Annotated in this window: 16 protein-coding genes; 14 read left to right on the top strand and 2 right to left on the bottom strand. The window is 73.5% G+C overall.

The features are described from left to right. The first annotated feature begins 184 nt into the window (after positions 1-184). Entirely contained in the window at positions 185-1,993 is a 1,809-nt protein-coding gene (gene aspS / locus IF651_RS02295; RefSeq protein ID WP_191827433.1) for an aspartate--tRNA ligase, read from the top strand. 110 nt (positions 1,994-2,103) lie between these two features. Here aspS and IF651_RS02290 read toward each other — a convergent pair whose 3' ends face one another. Further along, a complete protein-coding gene (locus IF651_RS02290; protein WP_191827432.1) occupies positions 2,104-4,365 on the bottom strand; it encodes an MMPL family transporter in 2,262 nt (753 codons plus the stop codon). 115 nt (positions 4,366-4,480) lie between these two features. Between IF651_RS02290 and IF651_RS02285 the strand changes: the two genes are divergently transcribed. The 8 genes from IF651_RS02285 to IF651_RS02250 all read left to right on the top strand — a co-directional run bounded on the left by IF651_RS02285 (position 4,481) and on the right by IF651_RS02250 (position 12,896). Beyond that, positions 4,481-5,923: a replication-associated recombination protein A gene (locus tag IF651_RS02285; RefSeq protein ID WP_191827431.1), complete on the top strand. Its 1,443-nt coding sequence runs from the start codon at positions 4,481-4,483 to the stop codon at positions 5,921-5,923. Between the two features lie 159 nt (positions 5,924-6,082). Beyond that, positions 6,083-6,709, top strand: a complete 627-nt coding sequence (rpsD, locus tag IF651_RS02280; RefSeq protein ID WP_191827430.1) for a 30S ribosomal protein S4 — start codon at positions 6,083-6,085, stop codon at positions 6,707-6,709. A 168-nt stretch (positions 6,710-6,877) separates the two neighbouring features. Beyond that, complete coding sequence (locus tag IF651_RS02275) at positions 6,878-7,252, top strand: DUF948 domain-containing protein (RefSeq protein ID WP_191827429.1); 375 nt, start codon at positions 6,878-6,880, stop codon at positions 7,250-7,252. Further along, positions 7,252-7,605, top strand: coding sequence for a hypothetical protein (locus tag IF651_RS02270; protein ID WP_191827428.1), 354 nt, complete (start codon positions 7,252-7,254; stop codon positions 7,603-7,605). Before IF651_RS02275 ends, IF651_RS02270 begins: the two co-directional genes overlap by 1 nt. Before the next feature lie 36 nt (positions 7,606-7,641). Continuing rightward, positions 7,642-10,332, top strand: coding sequence for an alanine--tRNA ligase (gene alaS / locus IF651_RS02265; RefSeq protein ID WP_191827427.1), 2,691 nt, complete (start codon positions 7,642-7,644; stop codon positions 10,330-10,332). A 4-nt stretch (positions 10,333-10,336) separates the two neighbouring features. Next, the gene (gene ruvX, locus IF651_RS02260; RefSeq protein WP_338403713.1) at positions 10,337-10,867 is read left to right on the top strand and encodes a Holliday junction resolvase RuvX; all 531 of its coding nucleotides are present in this window, start codon (positions 10,337-10,339) and stop codon (positions 10,865-10,867) included. Then, the gene (gene mltG, locus IF651_RS02255; RefSeq protein WP_191827426.1) at positions 10,864-12,015 is read left to right on the top strand and encodes an endolytic transglycosylase MltG; all 1,152 of its coding nucleotides are present in this window, start codon (positions 10,864-10,866) and stop codon (positions 12,013-12,015) included. Before ruvX ends, mltG begins: the two co-directional genes overlap by 4 nt. After that, on the top strand, positions 12,012-12,896 hold the full coding sequence (locus tag IF651_RS02250) for a shikimate dehydrogenase (RefSeq protein ID WP_191827425.1): 885 nt from the start codon (positions 12,012-12,014) through the stop codon (positions 12,894-12,896). The genes mltG and IF651_RS02250 overlap by 4 nt, the downstream gene beginning before the upstream one ends. Before the next feature lie 11 nt (positions 12,897-12,907). Here IF651_RS02250 and IF651_RS02245 read toward each other — a convergent pair whose 3' ends face one another. Then, positions 12,908-13,603 (bottom strand): prepilin peptidase, encoded by a 696-nt coding sequence (locus IF651_RS02245; RefSeq protein ID WP_191827424.1) that lies wholly within the window; start codon positions 13,601-13,603, stop codon positions 12,908-12,910. A 141-nt stretch (positions 13,604-13,744) separates the two neighbouring features. On the opposite strand from IF651_RS02245, the gene aroC reads away from it, so the two are divergent. The 5 genes from aroC (at position 13,745) to IF651_RS02220 (ending at position 17,824) form a co-directional block, all read left to right on the top strand. Then, positions 13,745-14,962, top strand: coding sequence for a chorismate synthase (aroC, locus tag IF651_RS02240; RefSeq protein WP_191827593.1), 1,218 nt, complete (start codon positions 13,745-13,747; stop codon positions 14,960-14,962). Continuing rightward, on the top strand, positions 14,962-15,534 hold the full coding sequence (locus IF651_RS02235; RefSeq protein WP_191827423.1) for a shikimate kinase: 573 nt from the start codon (positions 14,962-14,964) through the stop codon (positions 15,532-15,534). The genes aroC and IF651_RS02235 overlap by 1 nt, the downstream gene beginning before the upstream one ends. 56 nt (positions 15,535-15,590) lie before the next feature. Beyond that, on the top strand, positions 15,591-16,709 hold the full coding sequence (gene aroB, locus IF651_RS02230) for a 3-dehydroquinate synthase (RefSeq protein ID WP_191827592.1): 1,119 nt from the start codon (positions 15,591-15,593) through the stop codon (positions 16,707-16,709). 4 nt (positions 16,710-16,713) lie between these two features. Beyond that, positions 16,714-17,301, top strand: a complete 588-nt coding sequence (locus tag IF651_RS02225; RefSeq protein WP_191827422.1) for a hypothetical protein — start codon at positions 16,714-16,716, stop codon at positions 17,299-17,301. Between the two features lie 76 nt (positions 17,302-17,377). Then, positions 17,378-17,824, top strand: a complete 447-nt coding sequence (locus IF651_RS02220; RefSeq protein WP_191827421.1) for a type II 3-dehydroquinate dehydratase — start codon at positions 17,378-17,380, stop codon at positions 17,822-17,824.

Genomic DNA, 17,824 nt, shown 5'->3' with positions numbered 1-17,824 from the left:
CGTGCCCGCCCCGGGCAGGTGCCCCCGGAGCAGGAGACGCGCGAGAAGGGCGACGACAACACTCATCCGCTCACCCGGAGCACCGATCCGCTCACCCGGGGCCCGGGGCGAGCACTAGACTCGTGCGGACGCGCACCCCGCCGTGAGCGTCACCCCACCTGCACCTCATGGAAGGAACCTCTCCGTGCTCCGCACCCACACGGCCGGCTCACTGCGGGCCGAGCACACCGGTCAGACCGTCACCCTCACGGGCTGGGTCGACCGGCGCCGCGACCACGGAGGAGTGGCTTTCATCGACCTGCGTGACGCGACCGGCATCGCCCAGGTCGTCGTCCGCGACGAGGCCGTCGCGCACCCGCTGCGCAACGAGTTCGTGCTCCAGGTGACCGGAGAGGTCTCCCGCCGGCCGGACGGCAACGAGAACCCGAACCTGCCGACGGGCCAGGTCGAGCTCGTCGTGAGCGACGTCGTCGTGCTGAACACCTCCGACGCCCTGCCCTTCCAGGTCTCCACGGCGCTCGCGGACACCGAGACGATCGGTGAGGAGGCGCGCCTGGCGCACCGCTACCTCGACCTGCGCCGGCCCGCCCCGGCCCACGCGCTGCGCCTGCGCGCCAAGGTCAACCGAGCTGCGCGCCGCGTCCTGGACGAGCAGGACTTCGTCGAGATCGAGACCCCGACGCTCACGCGCTCGACGCCCGAGGGCGCGCGCGACTTCCTCGTGCCCGCGCGCCTGTCGCCCGGCTCGTGGTACGCGCTGCCGCAGTCGCCGCAGCTGTTCAAGCAGCTCCTCATGGTCGCGGGCATGGAGCGCTACTACCAGATCGCGCGCTGCTACCGGGACGAGGACTTCCGGGCCGACCGGCAGCCCGAGTTCACGCAGCTCGACGTCGAGATGAGCTTCGTCGAGCAGGACGACGTCATCGCGCTCGCCGAGAAGATCCTCGTCTCGCTGTGGGAGCTGATCGGGTACACGATCCCGACGCCGATCCCGCGCATGACCTTCCACGACGCGATGCGCCTGTACGGGTCGGACAAGCCGGACCTGCGCTTCGGCAACCCGCTCGTCGAGCTCACGGACTACTTCGCCCACACGCCGTTCCGCGTGTTCCAGGCGGAGTACGTCGGCGCTGTCGTCATGGCGGGCGGGGCGTCGCAGCCGCGTCGGCAGTTCGACGCGTGGCAGGACTGGGCCAAGCAGCGCGGCGCGCGCGGCCTCGCGTACGTGACGTTCGCCGAGGACGGGACGCTGGCCGGACCGGTCGCGAAGAACCTGTCCGACGCCGAGCGCGAGGGGCTCGCGGCGGCGACCGGCGCGCGGCCGGGCGACGCCGTGTTCTTCGCCGCGGGCAAGACGTCCGACTCGCGAGCGCTCCTCGGAGCGGCCCGCCAGGAGATCGCGAAGCGGACCGGTGCGATCGACGAGGACGCGTGGGCGTTCGTCTGGGTCGTCGACGCACCCCTGTTCAAGCCGACGGGTGAGGCCGCCGACGACGGGGACGTCGTGCTCGGGAGCTCCGCGTGGACGGCCGTGCACCACGCGTTCACGTCGCCGACGCCCGAGTGGATGGACACGTTCGAGCAAAACCCCGGCGACGCGCTCGCCTACGCGTACGACATCGTGTGCAACGGGAACGAGATCGGCGGCGGGTCGATCCGTATCCACCGCCGCGACGTGCAGGAGCGCGTGTTCGACGTCATGGGCATCGGCGCCGAGGAGGCGCAGGAGAAGTTCGGGTTCCTGCTCGACGCCTTCGCGTTCGGGGCGCCGCCGCACGGCGGCATCGCGTTCGGCTGGGACCGCATCGTCGCACTGCTCACGCGGTCGGACTCGATCCGCGACGTCATCGCGTTCCCCAAGTCGGGCGGCGGGTACGACCCGCTCACGCAGGCGCCCGCACCGATCACGCCCGCCCAGCGCAAGGAGGCCGGCGTCGACGCGAAGGCGGCGCCGACGGGCGAGCCGGGCAGCCTGCCCGCCGCCTCGGCGTAGCAGCGCCGGCTCCGGGGGCGGCCGGACGTCGACGACGCACGGGCGCGCCGCGCCGGGCTGAGCCCGGCGCGGCGCGCCCTTTCGTCGGTCTCCGGCGGACGCAGCCGGGCTCAGTGGGTGAGCGAGACCTTCGAGTGGAGCCGTCGCAGGGGCCGCGGCGCCCACCAGGTGGCCCGGCCGAGGACCGTCATCGTCGCGGGGACGAGCAGCATCCGGACCAGGGTCGCGTCGATGACGACGGCGATCGCGAGCGCGAAGCCGACCTCCTTGATGACGAGCATGTCCCCGAACACGAAGCCCGCGAACACCACCACGATGATCGCCGCCGCGGAGGTGATGATCCGGCCGCTGCGCTGCAGTCCCACGCGGATCGCCTCGTCGTTCGGGCGCCCGTCGTCGACGAGCTCCTTGACTCGCGCGAGCAGGAACACCTCGTAGTCCATCGCCAGGCCGAACGCGAACGCCACGACGAGGGCGATCACGTAGGTCTCGATCCCGCCGACGGCGGTGAAGTCGAGCAGGGACTCGAGGTGCCCGTCCTGGAACACCCAGACGAGCACGCCGAGCGCCGCGGCGAGCGAGAGCGCGTTCGTCACCAGCGCCTGCACCGGGACCACCACGGAGCCGGTCATGAGGAACAGCAGCACGAACGCGGCGACGACGACGATCGCGACCGCCCACCACACGCGCTCGGCGAGCGCGTCGACGAAGTCGACCTGGCCGGCGGCCTGGCCCGTGACGTAGACGTCGAAGCCTGCGTCGAGGTCGCGGATCTGGCGGACCACCGAGACCGCCTGCTCGCCTCCCGCGTCCGCGTCCGCCACGTGGACACCGATGACGCTGGCCGTGCCGGTGGTCGTCGCGAGGTCGACCCGGGTCACGTCGTCGAGCGAGGCGACGTCGGCGTCGGCCCAGGCCTGAGCGTCCTCCGGCGTCGCCTCGGCCACCACGATCACCTGCGGACCGGCGCTCGAGGGATACTGTGCCGCGAGCTCATCGACGAACTCGCGCTGGGGCGCGTCGGTCGGCAGCAGCTCGATGCCGGAGTTGCGCATCTGCAGCCCCGCGAGCGGCAGGGCGAGGACGCCGAGCGCCACGACCGTGCCGAGCAGCACCCACCAGGGGCGCCGCTGCACACGTGTGGCGAGGCGGGAGAAGGCACCCTCGTCCGACTCGACGTCCGCCGTGCTGGCGAGCACCCGACGCACGCCCGGTACCCGCCCGAGCAGGCCCGGGCGTGCGAGGCGACGTCCGGACATGACGAGCAGCGCCGGTACGAGCGTCAGCGCCGTGGCGACCGCGACGAGCACGATGGCGAGCCCGCCCGCTCCCACCGAGCGCAGGATGTCCGGGCGGAAGACGAGCAGGCTCGCGATCGAGACGGCGACGGTCACCGCGGAGTAGGCGACGGTGCGCCCTGCGGTCCCCATCGTCCGGACGAGCGCTTCCTGGACGACGCCGTCCCCGCGGCGTCGGCGCAGCGTCGGGTTCTCCCCGCTGTCCAGCAGGCGGTGCAGCTCCTCGCGGAAGCGCGAGACGATGAGGAGCCCGTAGTCGATCGACAGACCCAGGCCGAGCACGGTGACGACGTTGACGATCGACGCGTCGACGTCGAGCAGGTAGGTCAGTCCCAGGAGCGCGCCGAGACCCACCCCGATGGATGCGAGCGCACCGGCCATCGGCATGGCCGCGGCGAGGAAGCCGCCGAACACGAGGATCATCACGAGCAGGGCGATCGGGAGCGCGATGACCTCACCGGTGCGCAGGTCCTGCTCGACCTGGTCCGTGATGGCGTCCACGATGAGCGTGTTCGACCCCACGAGGCCGGTCGCGTCGGCGGCAGCCTCGGGGGCGGCGGACGCGAGCTGGTCGGGGACCGCCGTCAGCTCCTCGACGACCCGTTCCGCGACGGCGGTGGACTCGTCGCTCTCCAGGTCGGGGCGCAGCGTCACGACCGTGAGGAAGCCGTCGCCGTCCTGGGCGACCAGCGGGCCCGCGGCAGGGTCCTCCACGCCGTCGGGCAGGACGTAGGCGTTGATGACGCTCTCGACACCCTCGATCCCCGCGACCGTCGCGTTGACGTCCTCCATGGCCGCCGCGACGTCCGCGTCCGCAGGATCCGCGCCCTGCACGAGGAGGGTGATCTCCGGGCCGCCCTCGGAACCGTCGGCGAGGATCTGGTCCGCCTTCTGGGAGCCCGAGCCCGGGATGGCGGGCGCCCCGGTGGTGACGCGGTCGAAGAGCCCTTCCCCGTGCACGCCGAAGAGCGCCATGGCGATGCCGAGGGCCGTCAGGACGAGCCAGACGAGCACCGAGAGACGGGGATGGCGGGCGACACGGCGGCCGAGGCTCGAGAACACGAGCGTCAGCATCCCATCCGAGGTCCTGCCGTGTCAGATCGCGCAGCGCGCGGCCCACGACCTTCACCCGACCTCCCCGAGCACGGTCACGGCCGTCTGCGTGGGCGGCGGTGCGTAGTCTCGTCGCATGCCCACCGCGTCCACCGGCGACCTCTTCGGCGGCGACCTGTTCGCCGCCGCGTCGTCCGGCACCCAGGGAACGCCGCGCCCCGGCCCCGGCGCGCCCCTCGCCGTGCGGATGCGGCCCGCCGGCCCGGACGAGGTCGCCGGCCAGGGCCACCTGCTCGTGCCGGGATCGCCGCTGCGCCGTCTGATCGAGCCCGGCGGTCCCGGTGACGCCTCGCGAGCGGCTCCCGGGTCCGTCATCCTGTGGGGCCCGCCCGGCACGGGCAAGACCACGCTCGCCTACCTCATCGCGACCGCGTCCGGCCGGCGTTTCGTCGAGCTCTCCGCCGTGACCGCCGGCGTCAAGGACGTGCGTACCGTCGTGGAGGACGCCCGCCGTCGCCTCGCCACCGGCGGCGAGGAGACGGTCCTGTTCATCGACGAGGTCCACCGCTTCTCCAAGTCCCAGCAGGACGCGCTCCTGCCGAGCGTCGAGAACCGCTGGGTCACGCTGGTGGCGGCCACCACCGAGAACCCGAGCTTCTCCGTCAACTCGCCCCTGCTCTCGCGCTCCCTGCTGCTCACGCTGCGGCCGCTGACCGACGACGACGTCCGCACGCTCGTCCGCCGGGCGGTGTCCGACGAGCGGGGCCTGGGCTCTCTCGTCACGCTCACGGACGAGGCCGAGGACCACCTCGTCCGCCTCGCCGGCGGCGACGCGCGCAAGGCGCTCACCGTCCTCGAGGCCGCTGCCGGCGCCGTCCTGTCCGCCGCGCCGGACCGGGCCTCGGTGGCCGAGGTCGACCTGGAGGCCGTCGAGCGCGCCGTCGACGTCGCCGCCGTGCGCTACGACCGCGACGGAGACCAGCACTACGACGTCGTGTCCGCGTTCATCAAGTCGATGCGCGGTTCCGACGTCGACGCGTCGCTGCACTACCTCGCCCGGATGATCGCCGCAGGCGAGGACCCGCGCTTCATCGCGCGGCGGATCGTCATCGCGGCCGCCGAGGACGTCGGACTGGCCGACCCCTCCGCGCTGCAGACCGCCGTCGCGGCCGCCCAGGCCGTCCAGCTCATCGGCATGCCCGAGGGGCGCATCGTGCTGGCCGAGGCCGTCGTGCACCTCGCCACCGCCCCCAAGTCCAACGCCGCCTACCTCGGGATCGACGCGGCGCTCGCGGACGTGCGGGCCGGCAAGGGCGGGCACGTGCCGTCCCACCTGCGCGACGCCCACTACCCGGGCGCGAAGCAGCTGGGCCACGGGACGGGCTACCGGTACGCGCACGACTCTCCTCATGCCGTCGCACCGCAGCAGTACCTGCCCGACACCCTGGTCGGCTCGAGGTACTACGCGCCGAGCGACCGCGGCTTCGAGCGCCAGGTCGCCGACCGCCTCGCCCGTGTCCGCGAGATCCTCGACTCGGCCCCGGCTCCCGCGAGGGGGACGGCACCCGGGGTGGGGTAGACTTGTCAGGTTGCCTTGTGGCGACCACCTGGGACCTTGGCCCGACCTCTCGACGTGAGCACACGTCCGGGACGTCCTCCATGGCTGGTCCCGCACCCCGATCGCTTCTCGCGGACGGGGTGTGACGTCAGAACCCGAACGACAGGAAGAGATACCGCTGTGACCGCTGTCAAGCGCTCGCGCCGCCAGGTCCGCCTGAGCCGCGCACTGGGCATCGCCCTCACCCCCAAGGCCGTCAAGCACTTCGAGAAGCGCCCGTACCCCCCGGGCGAGCACGGCCGGGCCCGCCGCCGCACCGAGTCCGACTACGCGGTGCGCCTGCGCGAGAAGCAGCGTCTGCGCGCGCAGTACATGCTGCGCGAGAAGCAGATCGCCCGCGCGTACGAGGAGGCTCGCAAGGACTCCGGCCTGACCGGTGAGGCGCTGGTCGAGATCCTCGAGTCGCGTCTCGACGCGGTCGTGCTGCGTGCCGGCTTCGCCCGCACGATCCTGCAGGCCCGCCAGGCCGTCGGCCACCGCCACATCCTCGTGGACGGCAAGATCGTGGACCGCCCCTCGTTCCGGGTGAAGCCGGGCCAGACCATCCAGGTCAAGCCGAAGAGCCAGACCATGACGCCGTTCCAGGTCGCCGCCGCCGGTGCGCACCGCGACGTCCTGCCGGCCGTCCCGGGCTACCTGGACGTCCAGCTCGAGAAGCTCAGCGCGACGCTGACGCGTCGCCCGAAGCGCGCCGAGGTCCCCGTGACCTGCGAGGTCCAGCTCGTCGTCGAGTACTACGCTCGCTGAGTCCCGCTCCGAACGCCTCGTTCGCCGACCCGTCGGCGAGCGGGGCGTTCGTGCGCCCGGGGTCGCCGGCGTCGCGCGCGTGCGACCCGTGCACGCACCAGGCGACCGGGCGGGGTACGGGTAGGGTTTCGCCAGGTGTCCCAGCAGCCCAGAGCACGTGGAGGAAGAATGTCCGTGGGAGATGTGGCCGGCCTCGTCGCGGCCATCGCGTTCGTACTGCTCGTCGGGCTGCTCGCGGTGCCGCTGGTCAAGCTCGGCAGGGTCCTCGACGAGGCGCGCACGAGCATCAAGGAGGTCACCGACCACTCGGTGCCCATCCTCGACGAGGCCGCGACGACGGTGGCCACCACGAACAGCCAGCTCGTCAAGGTCGACACCATCACGACCTCGGCCGCCCAGGTGAGCGAGAACGTCTCGGCGCTCACCGGGTTGTACGCGGCGACGTTCGGCGCGCCGCTGGTCAAGGTCGCCGCGTTCACCTACGGCGTCCGGCAGGGCCTCGCGCGCGCGTTCGGGCGCAAGCCGTCGGCCGGAGAGCGCTGATGCGTCGCGTCTTCTGGGTCGGGGTCGGCGTCGCGATCACCGTCGTCGTGGTGGTCCGCGGCAAGCGCGTCGTCGCCCGCCTGACCCCTGCGTCCGTCGCCGACCGCGCCACCGCACGCGCCGACGAGATCGGAGGACGCGCGCTGCAGGCCGTGCGCGACTTCCGCACCGAGTTCGTCGTGGCGCGCGACGAGCGCGAGCGCGAGCTCCTGGCCGCCCTCCTGGCCGAAGGGCAGGAGGATCCCGAGGCGGTGCGTCGGCGCCGTGCCGCGGGACGTCACACCCGGCCCGTGGCGGACGACCCCGCGACGGACGTGGACGACGTCGAGGAGCTCCTCGGCTACTCCTTCTGACCTGCCCCCACCTCACCTCAGCACCCGAAGGACATCATGCGCACCGCCGAGATCCGCAAGCGCTGGCTCGACTACTTCGCCGGCCACGACCACACGGTCGTCCCGTCGGCCTCCCTCGTCTCGCCGGACCCGTCCACCCTGTTCACGATCGCGGGGATGGTGCCGTTCATCCCGTACATGACGGGTGAGCAGACGGCGCCGTGGGCGCGAGCGACGAGCGTGCAGAAGTGCGTGCGCACCCTGGACATCGACGACGTGGGCAAGACCACGCGGCACGGCACGTTCTTCCAGATGAACGGCAACTTCTCCTTCGGGGACTATTTCAAGGAGGGCGCGATCGGGCACGCCTGGGACCTGATCACGCGCTCGCAGGACGACGGCGGGTACGGGTTCGACCCCGACAGGATCTGGGTCACCGTCTACCACGACGACGACGAGGCGATCGAGCTGTGGAAGAAGGTCGCCGGCCTGCCCAACGAGCGCATCCAGCGCCTCGGGATGGACACGAACTACTGGTCCACGGGGGCGCGCGGGCCGGCCGGCCCCTGCTCGGAGATCTTCTTCGACCGCGGCCCCGCGTACGGGCCCGACGGCGGCCCCGCCGTCGACCTCGCCGGCGACCGGTTCCTGGAGATCTGGAACCTCGTCTTCATGCAGTACGAGCGTGGTGACGGCGGGGACAAGAGCGGTTTCCCCATCCTCGGCGAGCTCACGAAGAAGAACATCGACACCGGCATGGGTCTCGAGCGGGTCGCGTTCCTGCTGCAGGGCAAGGACAACCTGTACGAGATCGACGAGGTCTTCCCCGTCATCGCGGCGGTCGAGGCGCTGTCCGGCAAGACCTACGGCGCCGCGCTCGACGACGACGTGCGCATGCGCGTCGTCGCGGACCACGTGCGTTCGGCACTCATGATCATCAGCGACGGCGTCCGTCCGTCGAACGAGGGCCGGGGGTACGTGCTGCGCCGCCTGCTGCGCCGGTCGGTGCGCGCGATGCGGCTGCTCGGTGTGGACGACCCGGCGCTGCCCGCGCTGTTCCCCGTGAGCCGCGACGCGATGGCCGCCTCCTACCCGGAGGTCGCGACCGACTTCGAGCGCATCTCGTCGATCGCCTACGCCGAGGAGGACGCGTTCCGACGCACGCTGGCGTCGGGGACCACCATCCTCGACACGGCCGTCTCCCGGGCGAAGAGCAGCGCGGGCACCGGGGGAGTCCCCGTGCTCGGGGGCGACCAGGCGTTCGCCCTGCACGACACCTACGGTTTTCCCATCGACCTCACGCTCGAGATGGCTGCCGAGCAGGGCGTCCAGGTGGACGAGAAGGCGTTCCGCTCGCTCATGACCGAGCAGCGCACGCGGGCGCGCGCCGACGCGCTGGCCAAGCGGTCCGGCGGCGTCGACACGGCCGCCTACGAGTCGCTCTCGGCCGACCTGTCCGCACCGGTCGAGTTCCTCGGCTACACGGAGTCGACCGCTTCCGTGCGGGTCGCGGGCCTGCTCGTCGACGGTGCCCCGACCCCGGCGGCGACGGCCCCGGCGGACGTCGAGGTCGTGCTCGACCGCACGCCCTTCTACGCGGAGGCGGGCGGGCAGCTCGCCGACCACGGCACGATCGTGCTCGACGGCGGCGCCACCATCGAGGTGGATGACGTGCAGCGACCGGTCAAGGGCCTGTCCGTGCACCGGGGGCGCCTCGTCGAAGGCACCGCGGCGCTGGGCGACCCGGGGACCGCGACCATCGACCGCGACCGTCGCAAGGCGATCAGTCGCGCGCACTCGGCGACGCACATGATCCACAAGGCCCTGCAGGAGTCGCTCGGCAAGGACGCGACCCAGGCGGGCTCGGAGAACGCACCGAGCCGGATCCGCTTCGACTTCCGCCGCTCGTCCGCCGTGCCGGGCGGCGCGCTGTCCGAGATCGAGGAGCGCGTCAACACCCAGCTCGCGGAGAACCTGGACGTCACCGACCAGCTCATGCCGATCGCCGAGGCGCGCGCCATGGGTGCCATGGCGCTGTTCGGGGAGAAGTACGGCGACACGGTCCGTGTCGTGTCCATCGGCGGGGACTGGTCGCGCGAGCTGTGCGCGGGCACGCACGTGCAGCGCACGGGCCAGCTCGGCCTCGTGACGCTGCTCGGCGAGTCGTCGATCGGCTCGGGCGTGCGCCGCGTCGACGCGCTCGTGGGGGACGGCGCGTACGGGTTCCAGGCCAAGGAGCACGCGCTCGTCGGCCAGCTCACCGGTCTGCTCAACGTGCGCAGCGACGAGCTCCCGGACCGGGTGGGATCCATCGTGTCGCGGCTCCGCGACGCCGAGAAGGAGCTGGCCCAGCTGCGCCAGGCGCAGCTGTTGGCGGCGGCGGGTTCGCTCGCGTCGGGCGCCGAGCGCGTCGGCCCCGGCCGCGTCGTCGTGCACGACGCCGGCGAGGTCGCCTCGGCGGACGACCTGCGCGCGCTCGCGCTCGACGTGCGGGGTCGTCTCGGCGAGTCCGAGGCGACCGTCGTCGCGGTCGGGGGCGTGGCCAAGGGGCGTCCGCAGGTGGTCGTCGTGACGAACGCGACCGCGCGTGCGGCCGGCGTGCGTGCGGGCGTGCTCGCCAAGGGAGCGGCGCAGGCCCTCGGCGGTGGCGGCGGCGGCAAGGACGACATGGCCCAGGGTGGCGGCACCGACGTGGCCGCGCTGGGCACCGCGCTCGCGGGTGTGCGGGACGCGGTCGCGGGTGCGTGACGCGGTGACGACGCCGGACGTGCCCGGCGAGGCGCCCACGTCGTTGCCGCGGGGTGCGCGCCTCGCGGTCGACGTCGGCACGGTCCGCGTGGGGCTGGCCGCGAGCGACCCCGACGGCCTCGTCGCCACGCCGGTGGAGACGCTGGCCCGGGACGCGCGGGCGGGCGCCGCCGTGCCGGCGGACGTGGCACGGCTCGCGGCGGAGGTGGACGAGCGCGGTGCGCAGGTCGTGTACGTCGGCCTGCCGAGGCACCTGTCCGGATCGGAGGGCTCCGCTGCCGAGGACGCGCGGGCGTACGCTGCGAAGGTGGCGCGCGTGATCGCGCCGGTCCCGGTCTTCCTCGTCGACGAGCGGATGACGACCGTCAGCGCCCACCAGGCTCTGCACGCGGCCGGACGGGGCAGCAGACGGCATCGCAGCGTCGTGGACCAGGCGGCAGCCGTTATCATTCTGCAATCTGCTCTGGACGGCGAGCGGGGCGCGGGGGCGCGCGCCGGAGAACGTGTACACCTGACGGGAGACCAGCGACCGTGACCGACCTGTTCGACCGGCCCACCCTCGACGGCGAGGCGCCGAGCCGCTCCTCGCGCGCCGACCAGCGTGCCCGCCGCGCCGCGAAGAAGCGGCGTGCGAGGCGCCGACGCCGCACGCTCGCGGTCGTGCTGATCTCGTTGCTGGTCGTGGGGGGCGCGGGGTACCTCCTCCTGACGAACGCGACGAACCTGTTCGGGTTCGACAACCCGGTCGCGGCCAAGGATTACGCCGGTCCGGGGACCGAGCCGGTCGACGTGGCCATCGAACCGGGCTCGACGGGCAGGGAGATGGGCCAGACGCTCGTCGACGCGGGCGTCGTGGCGAGCACGGCGGCGTTCGTGTCCGCGTTCGAGGGCAACCCCGAGGCGGGGACCATCCAGGCGGGCACCCACACGCTGCTGCGCGGCATGCCGGCGAAGGACGCGGTCGCGCGCCTCGTGGCGAACGACAGCAGGGTCGAGACCCGCATCACGATCCCCGAGGGGTGGACCGCCGACCAGATCCTCGAGCGGGCCTCGTCCGTCACGGGTATCCCTGTCGCCGACTTCGAGGCGGCGATGGAGGACACCGACGCCACCGGTCTCCCGGCGGAGGCCGACGGCAAGTACGAGGGATGGTTGTACCCCACGACGTACGTCCTCGAGCCGGACGAGGTCAACGCGACGGGCATCGTCCAACGCATGGTGAACCAGACCACGCTGCAGCTCGACGAGGCGGGCGTCGCGCCCGAGGATCGCGAGACGGTCCTGAACAAGGCCGCGCTCATCGAGCGGGAGGCGAAGTACGCGCCCGACCGGCCGAAGATGGCGCAGGCGATCCAGAACCGGCTCGACACCGGCAAGCCGCTCGAGATCGATGCTGCCGTGGCCTACGGGCTCGGCAAGTCCGGCACCGAGCTGACGCGCGCCGACACCGACGACCCCGACAACCCGTTCAACACCTACGAGCACACGGGGCTGCCGCCCACGCCGATCGCCAACCCCGGGATGGAGTCGATCGAGGCCGTCATGAACCCCGAGCCCGGGGACTGGATCTTCTGGACGGCGGTCAACCTCGACACCGGCGAGACGAAGTTCGCCTCGACCTTCGAGGAGCACCAGCAGAACGTCGCCGAGCTGCGGCAGTGGCAGGACGAGAACGACCGGTGAGCGCCCTCCCGCCACGCCGAGCGGCAGTGCTCGGTCACCCCGTCGCGCACTCGCTGTCCCCGCTGCTGCACCGCGCCGCCTATGTGGCGCTCGGCCTCGACGACTGGCGCTACGACGCGCTCGACACGACCGAGGAACAGCTCCCCGACCTGGTGCGTTCGCTCGACTCCTCGTGGACGGGCCTGAGCCTGACGATGCCCCTCAAGCAGACCGTCGTCCCGCTGCTCGACCACGTCGAGCCGCTCGCGGGCATCGTCGGCGCCGTCAACACGGTCGTGGTCCAGCCGATCGGGCCGGGCCGTCCGACGCTCGTCGGCGCGAACACCGACGTGCACGGCCTGGTCGCGTCGTTGCGCGAGGGGCTCGCGGACGGGGCGACGGTGGGCTCCGCCGTCGTGCTCGGCGCCGGGGCGACCGCCGCGTCGACGCTGGCGGCGCTCGCCGAGCTCGGCTGCGCGGCGCCGACGGTGCTCGTCCGCTCGCTCGGACGCACCGGTGCGCTCCAGCGGGCGGCGCACCGGATGGGCGTCGAGCCGCGGTTCGAGGTCCTGGACCCGGCCTCGGTCGGGCTGCTCGCCCGGCTGGCATCGGCCGACGTGGTCGTCTCGACCTTGCCGTCGCGCGCTGCCGACCCCCTGGCCGACGTGGTGGCCGCCCCACATCCGGGGACCGGTCCGTTCTCCGGTGTCCTGCTCGACGTCGTGTACGACCCTCGTCCCACGGCGTTGTCCGCCGCGTGGTCGAGCGCCGGCGGGGTGGTCGTCGGCGGTGAGCGCATGCTCCTGCACCAGGCGGCCGAGCAGGTGCGGCTGATGACCGGCCGTCCCGCGCCGCTCGTCGCGATGGACGCCGCGCTGCAGACTGCGCTCCTCGCCGCCTGAGTCCGAGCAGGTCAGGTCAGCGCGTAGGCAGAGACGACTGTCGGTCCGACGACGGCTCCCAGCGCTCCGCCGAGCACCATGAACGGGCCGAACGGCACGGCGGTCCTCCGGTCGGCCCGGCGGCTCGCGAGCAGGACCAGGGACCACACGCCGCCCAGCAGGAACGGGAGCAGCAGCCCGACGGCGAGCTCGGCCCAGCCGAGGCCGGCGAGGGCGGTGCCGAGCGGGCCGGCGAGCTTGACGTCGCCGAACCCGAGCCCCGGCGGGTACGCGAGCCGGAGGGCGGCGTAGGCACAGAAGGCGACCGCGCCGCCGAGCGCCGCCCGGCCGAGCGTCGTCGGCGTGCCGTGCACGAGCGCACCGAGCGCGAGCAGCACCAGGACCGCGACCCACGACCGCAGCACGAGCACGTCCGGGAGCCGGTGCGTGCGCGCGTCGATCACGGCCAGGAGCGCCCCGGCCACCGCCACGAGCACGAGCGCTGCCGCTGCCCCGACGCCGGGTACGCCTGTCATCGCGCACCACGCGCCCGTGGCGAGCGCGGCGCCGACCGCGAGGACCAGGCCCGTCCGGCCGGCGATCCGGGCCTCGGAGCGCACGCCACGGCGCGCGGGCGCGTCGCCGTCCGCCGTCGACCCGCCCGCTCCCGGCGGCATGGCTGCCGCTGCCGCTGTCGCCGCTCGGTCCGACCTGGTCCCGTCCCCCACGCGGGCACCGTAGCGCGGGGGCCCCGGGTGCGCCGACGTCGTCCACAGCCCACCCGTTCGCGGACAGGTCCGCACCGGGGCGCCGGTCCGTACTGCGGGCGCCCGACGGACCGGGCGCGCCACCGTGGGAAGATGACCGACATGCTGCGTTGGTTGACCTCGGGAGAGTCGCACGGCCAGGCCCTGGTGGGGATCCTGGAGGGACTGCCGGCGGGGGTGGGGCTCACGACCGCCGACGTGCAGGCCGCGCTCGCGCGTCGCCGCCTCGGCTACGGCCGCGGGTCGCGGCAGAAGTTCGAGCAGGACGAGCTGCGGATCCTCGCGGGCCTGCGCCACGGCGTGACCCAGGGCGGCCCGCTCGCGCTCGAGATCGCCAACTCCGAGTGGCCCAAGTGGGTCGACGTCATGTCCGCCGACCCGGTCCCGCCCGAGGCGCTCGTCAAGGACGCGGGGACCGGCGACGTGCGGGAGATCGCGCGCAACCGCCCGATCACGCGGCCCCGGCCGGGCCACGCCGACCTCGTGGGCATGCGCAAGTACGGGTTCGCCGACGCCCGGCCCGTCCTCGAGCGCGCCTCGGCACGCGAGACTGCGACCCGCGTCGCGCTCGGCACGGCCGCGGCCGCGTTCCTGGAGCAGGCGCTCGGCGTGCGCATGGTCTCGCACGTGGTCGCGATCGGCCCGGTCGAGGTGCCCGACGACGCGCCCGTCCCCGGTCCGGACGACGTCGCCCGCCTCGACGCCGACCCCGTGCGCTGCTCCGACCCCGCGACGTCCGCGGCGATGGTCGCGGAGATCGACGAGTGCCAGCGGGCGGGGGACACGCTCGGCGGCGTCGTCGAGGTCCTCGCGTTCGGCGTGCCGTCCGGCCTGGGCACGTACGCGCAGTCCGACCGTCGCCTCGACGCGCGCCTCGCCGCGGTGCTCATGGGCATCCAGGCGATCAAGGGCGTCGAGGTCGGGGACGGGTTCCGCACCGCGCGGCGTCGGGGCTCGGTCGCGCACGACGAGATCGAGCGCGGCGACGACGGCCGCATCCACCGCCGTTCCAACCGCGCCGGCGGTGTCGAAGGGGGCATGAGCAACGGCGAGGTCCTGCGCGTGCGCGCCGCGATGAAGCCCATCTCGACGGTGCCCCGCGCCCTCGCTACCGTCGACGTCGCCACCGGGGAGGCGGCCACGGCCCAGCACCAGCGGTCCGACGTGTGTGCCGTCCCGCCCGCCGCCGTCGTCGCCGAGGCGATGGTCGCGCTCGTCCTCGCCGAGCAGGCGATCGAGAAGTTCGGCGGGGACTCGCTCGCCGAGGTCCGGCGCAACGCCGCGGCGTACCTCGACGCCATGCCGGAGCTGCAGCGCTGATGACCCCCGTCGCACCCGGCACCCGGCCGGTCGTCGTCCTCGTCGGTCCGCCGGGCAGCGGAAAGTCCACGGTCGCGCGCCACCTCGCGGAGGACCTCGGCGTACGTCAGCGCGACACCGACGCCGACGTCGAGCGGGTCGCGGGCAAGCCCGTCGCCGACATCTTCGTCGAGCACGGCGAGGCGCACTTCCGTGCGCTCGAGCGCGAGGCCGTCACCACCGCGCTGGCCACGCACGACGGCGTGCTCGCGCTCGGCGGCGGCGCCGTCCTCGACGAGTACACCCAGACGGCGCTCGCCGCGTACGTGGCCCAGGGCGGGGTGGTCGTGTTCCTCGACGTCAGCCTCGCGCACGCCGCACCTCGCGTCGGGTTCAACCAGTCGCGCCCGCTGCTGCTCGGCAACCCCCGCTCGCGCTGGGCCGCGCTGATGCAGGAACGCCGACCGGTGTACGAACGGGTCTCGACCCTGCAGGTCGTCACCGACGCCCGCACCCCCGCCCAGGTCGCGGCCGAGGTGCGCTCGCACCTGGCAGCGCCCACCCCCGCCACGAACCAGGAGGACCACGCGTGAGCGAGCACCCCCCCGCACCTGCGGACGGATCGTCGTCGGGCCAGGACGCCACCCGCGTGCGCGTGGCCGGCGACCAGCCCTACGACGTCGTGATCGGCCGGCACCTGCTCGGTGAGCTGCCGTCCCTGCTCGGTGACGGCGTGCGCCGCGTGCTGGTCGTGCACCCGGCGGCGCTCGCCTCGACGGCCGAGGTCGTCCACGAGGACCTCAAGGCGTCGGGCTACGAGGCGTACGTCGCCGAGGTGCCGGACGCCGAGGAGGCCAAGACGGCTCAGGTCGCCGCGTTCTGCTGGGGCGTGCTCGGCCAGGCCGACTTCACGCGCACGGACGCGATCGTCACGGTGGGCGGGGGAGCGACGACCGACCTCGGCGGTTTCGTCGCCGCGACCTGGTTGCGCGGCATCCGCGTGGTCCACGTCCCGACGACGTTGCTCGCGATGGTCGACGCCGCGGTGGGCGGCAAGACCGGCATCAACACCGCGGAGGGCAAGAACCTCGTCGGGTCGTTCCACCCGCCCGCGGGCGTGCTCTGCGACCTCGCGGCGCTCGAGTCGCTCGGGCGGTGGGACTTCGTCGCCGGTCTCGCGGAGGTCGTCAAGACCGGCTTCATCGCCGACGAGCGCATCCTCGAGCTCGTCGAGCAGCACGCCGACGCCCTGCGTGCGTGGGGTACCGCGCCCGCGAGCGACGAGACGTGGGCGGTCGTGGCCGAGCTGGTCGAGCGCTCGGTCGCCGTCAAGGCACGCGTCGTGGGGGAGGACCTCAAGGAGTCCGGCCTGCGCGAGATCCTCAACTACGGGCACACCCTCGGGCACGCCGTCGAGCTCACCGAGCGCTACCAGTGGCGCCACGGCGCCGCGGTGTCGGTCGGCATGGTGTTCGCGGCCGAGCTCGCGCGCCTCGCGGGCAAGCTGTCCGACGACGTCGTCGAGCGGCACCGGCAGATCCTGGGTTCCCTCGGGCTCCCGCTGACCTATCGCGGGGACCGGTGGGAGCGGCTGCTCGGTGCCATGCGCCGCGACAAGAAGACCCGCGGGGATGTGCTGCGCTTCGTCGTGCTCGACGACGTGGCACGCCCGACCCGGCTCGAGGGCCCGGACCCCACGCTGCTCGCCGCCGCGTACGCCGAGATCTCCGCGGACGCGCCGACGGGCCGTGGTCCCGTCGCGCTCTGAGCCGATGACCGGCGAGCCCCCTGTCGAGGACGCGCCGCTCCCGGATCCCGACCTCGAGCGGCTGCGCCGCCAGGACGAGCGGGGGCCCCTGTTCCTCGTGGTCCTGCTCGCGACGCTGGGACTCGGGTCCGTCGTGGTCGCCGTGCTGCTCCCCGGCCCGGCCCGGCCCGCCGCCGCGGTCTTCGCGGCGTTGTTCCTCGGGTTCGGCGCCGGCTGGTTCGTGCGGTGGGCGGGCACGCGCCGGCACTGGCGGCGTGCGGTCGACGCGGTGCCGGTGGTGCGCTGGACGGGCACCGGCCGGGGCAGTCCCGAGACGACGAACCGTGCGACGGTCGTCGAGCTGTCGGCCGAGCTCGTGCCGGTGCCGTTCGCGCGGTTCCTGCACGCCGAGCTCGTCCCGCCGCGCGCGCTGAAGGGACCGGTGACGGTCGAGATCTTCCGGCTCGACGAGGACGGGCGGGGTGGCGGCCCGGCACGGTTCTCTGCGCAGGGGCGGGTCCGCTGGGCGCGGACCGTGCGGCTGAGCGACGAGGAGCGGCCGCCGCGCCGCGCGCCCCGCCGCCCGACGCCGGACCTCTCTCCCCATTCCTGACGACACGACCCGCCGGACGCGCCGCGGCCGGTGGCCGCCAGGTCACGGTCCTGTCCCGAGTGGCTAGGCTCGCCCCATGACACGCGTTCTTGTCCTCAACGGACCCAACCTCGGCCGGCTCGGCGTCCGCGAGCCGGAGATCTACGGCTCGGCGTCCATGGCCGACCTGCGACGGTCCGGTGCCGCGTGGGGCGAGGCGCTCGACCTGGAGGTCGAGGTCCGCCAGACCGACGACGAGTCCGAGCTCGTGGGCTGGCTGCACGAGGCCGTGGACGCGCGCGCCCACGTGGTGCTCAACCCGGCGGCGTTCACGCACTACTCGTACGCGGTGCGCGACGCCGCGGCGCAGGTCACGACGTCGGGACTGCTGCTGGTCGAGGTGCACCTGAGCAATCCCGCCACGCGGGAGTCCTTTCGCCACCACTCGGTCGTGGGCGCGGTCGCCACGGGCACCGTCGCGGGATTCGGGTTCGACTCCTACCGCCTTGCGCTGGAAGCCGTCGCGGCGCGTCTCGCGGCCTGA

The organism is Cellulosimicrobium arenosum (assembly GCF_014837295.1).
Taxonomy (GTDB): Bacteria; Actinomycetota; Actinomycetes; order Actinomycetales; family Cellulomonadaceae; genus Cellulosimicrobium; species Cellulosimicrobium arenosum.
The sequence above is the reverse complement of the archived record's forward strand: the minus strand, read 5'-3'. Positions and strand labels throughout refer to the sequence as shown.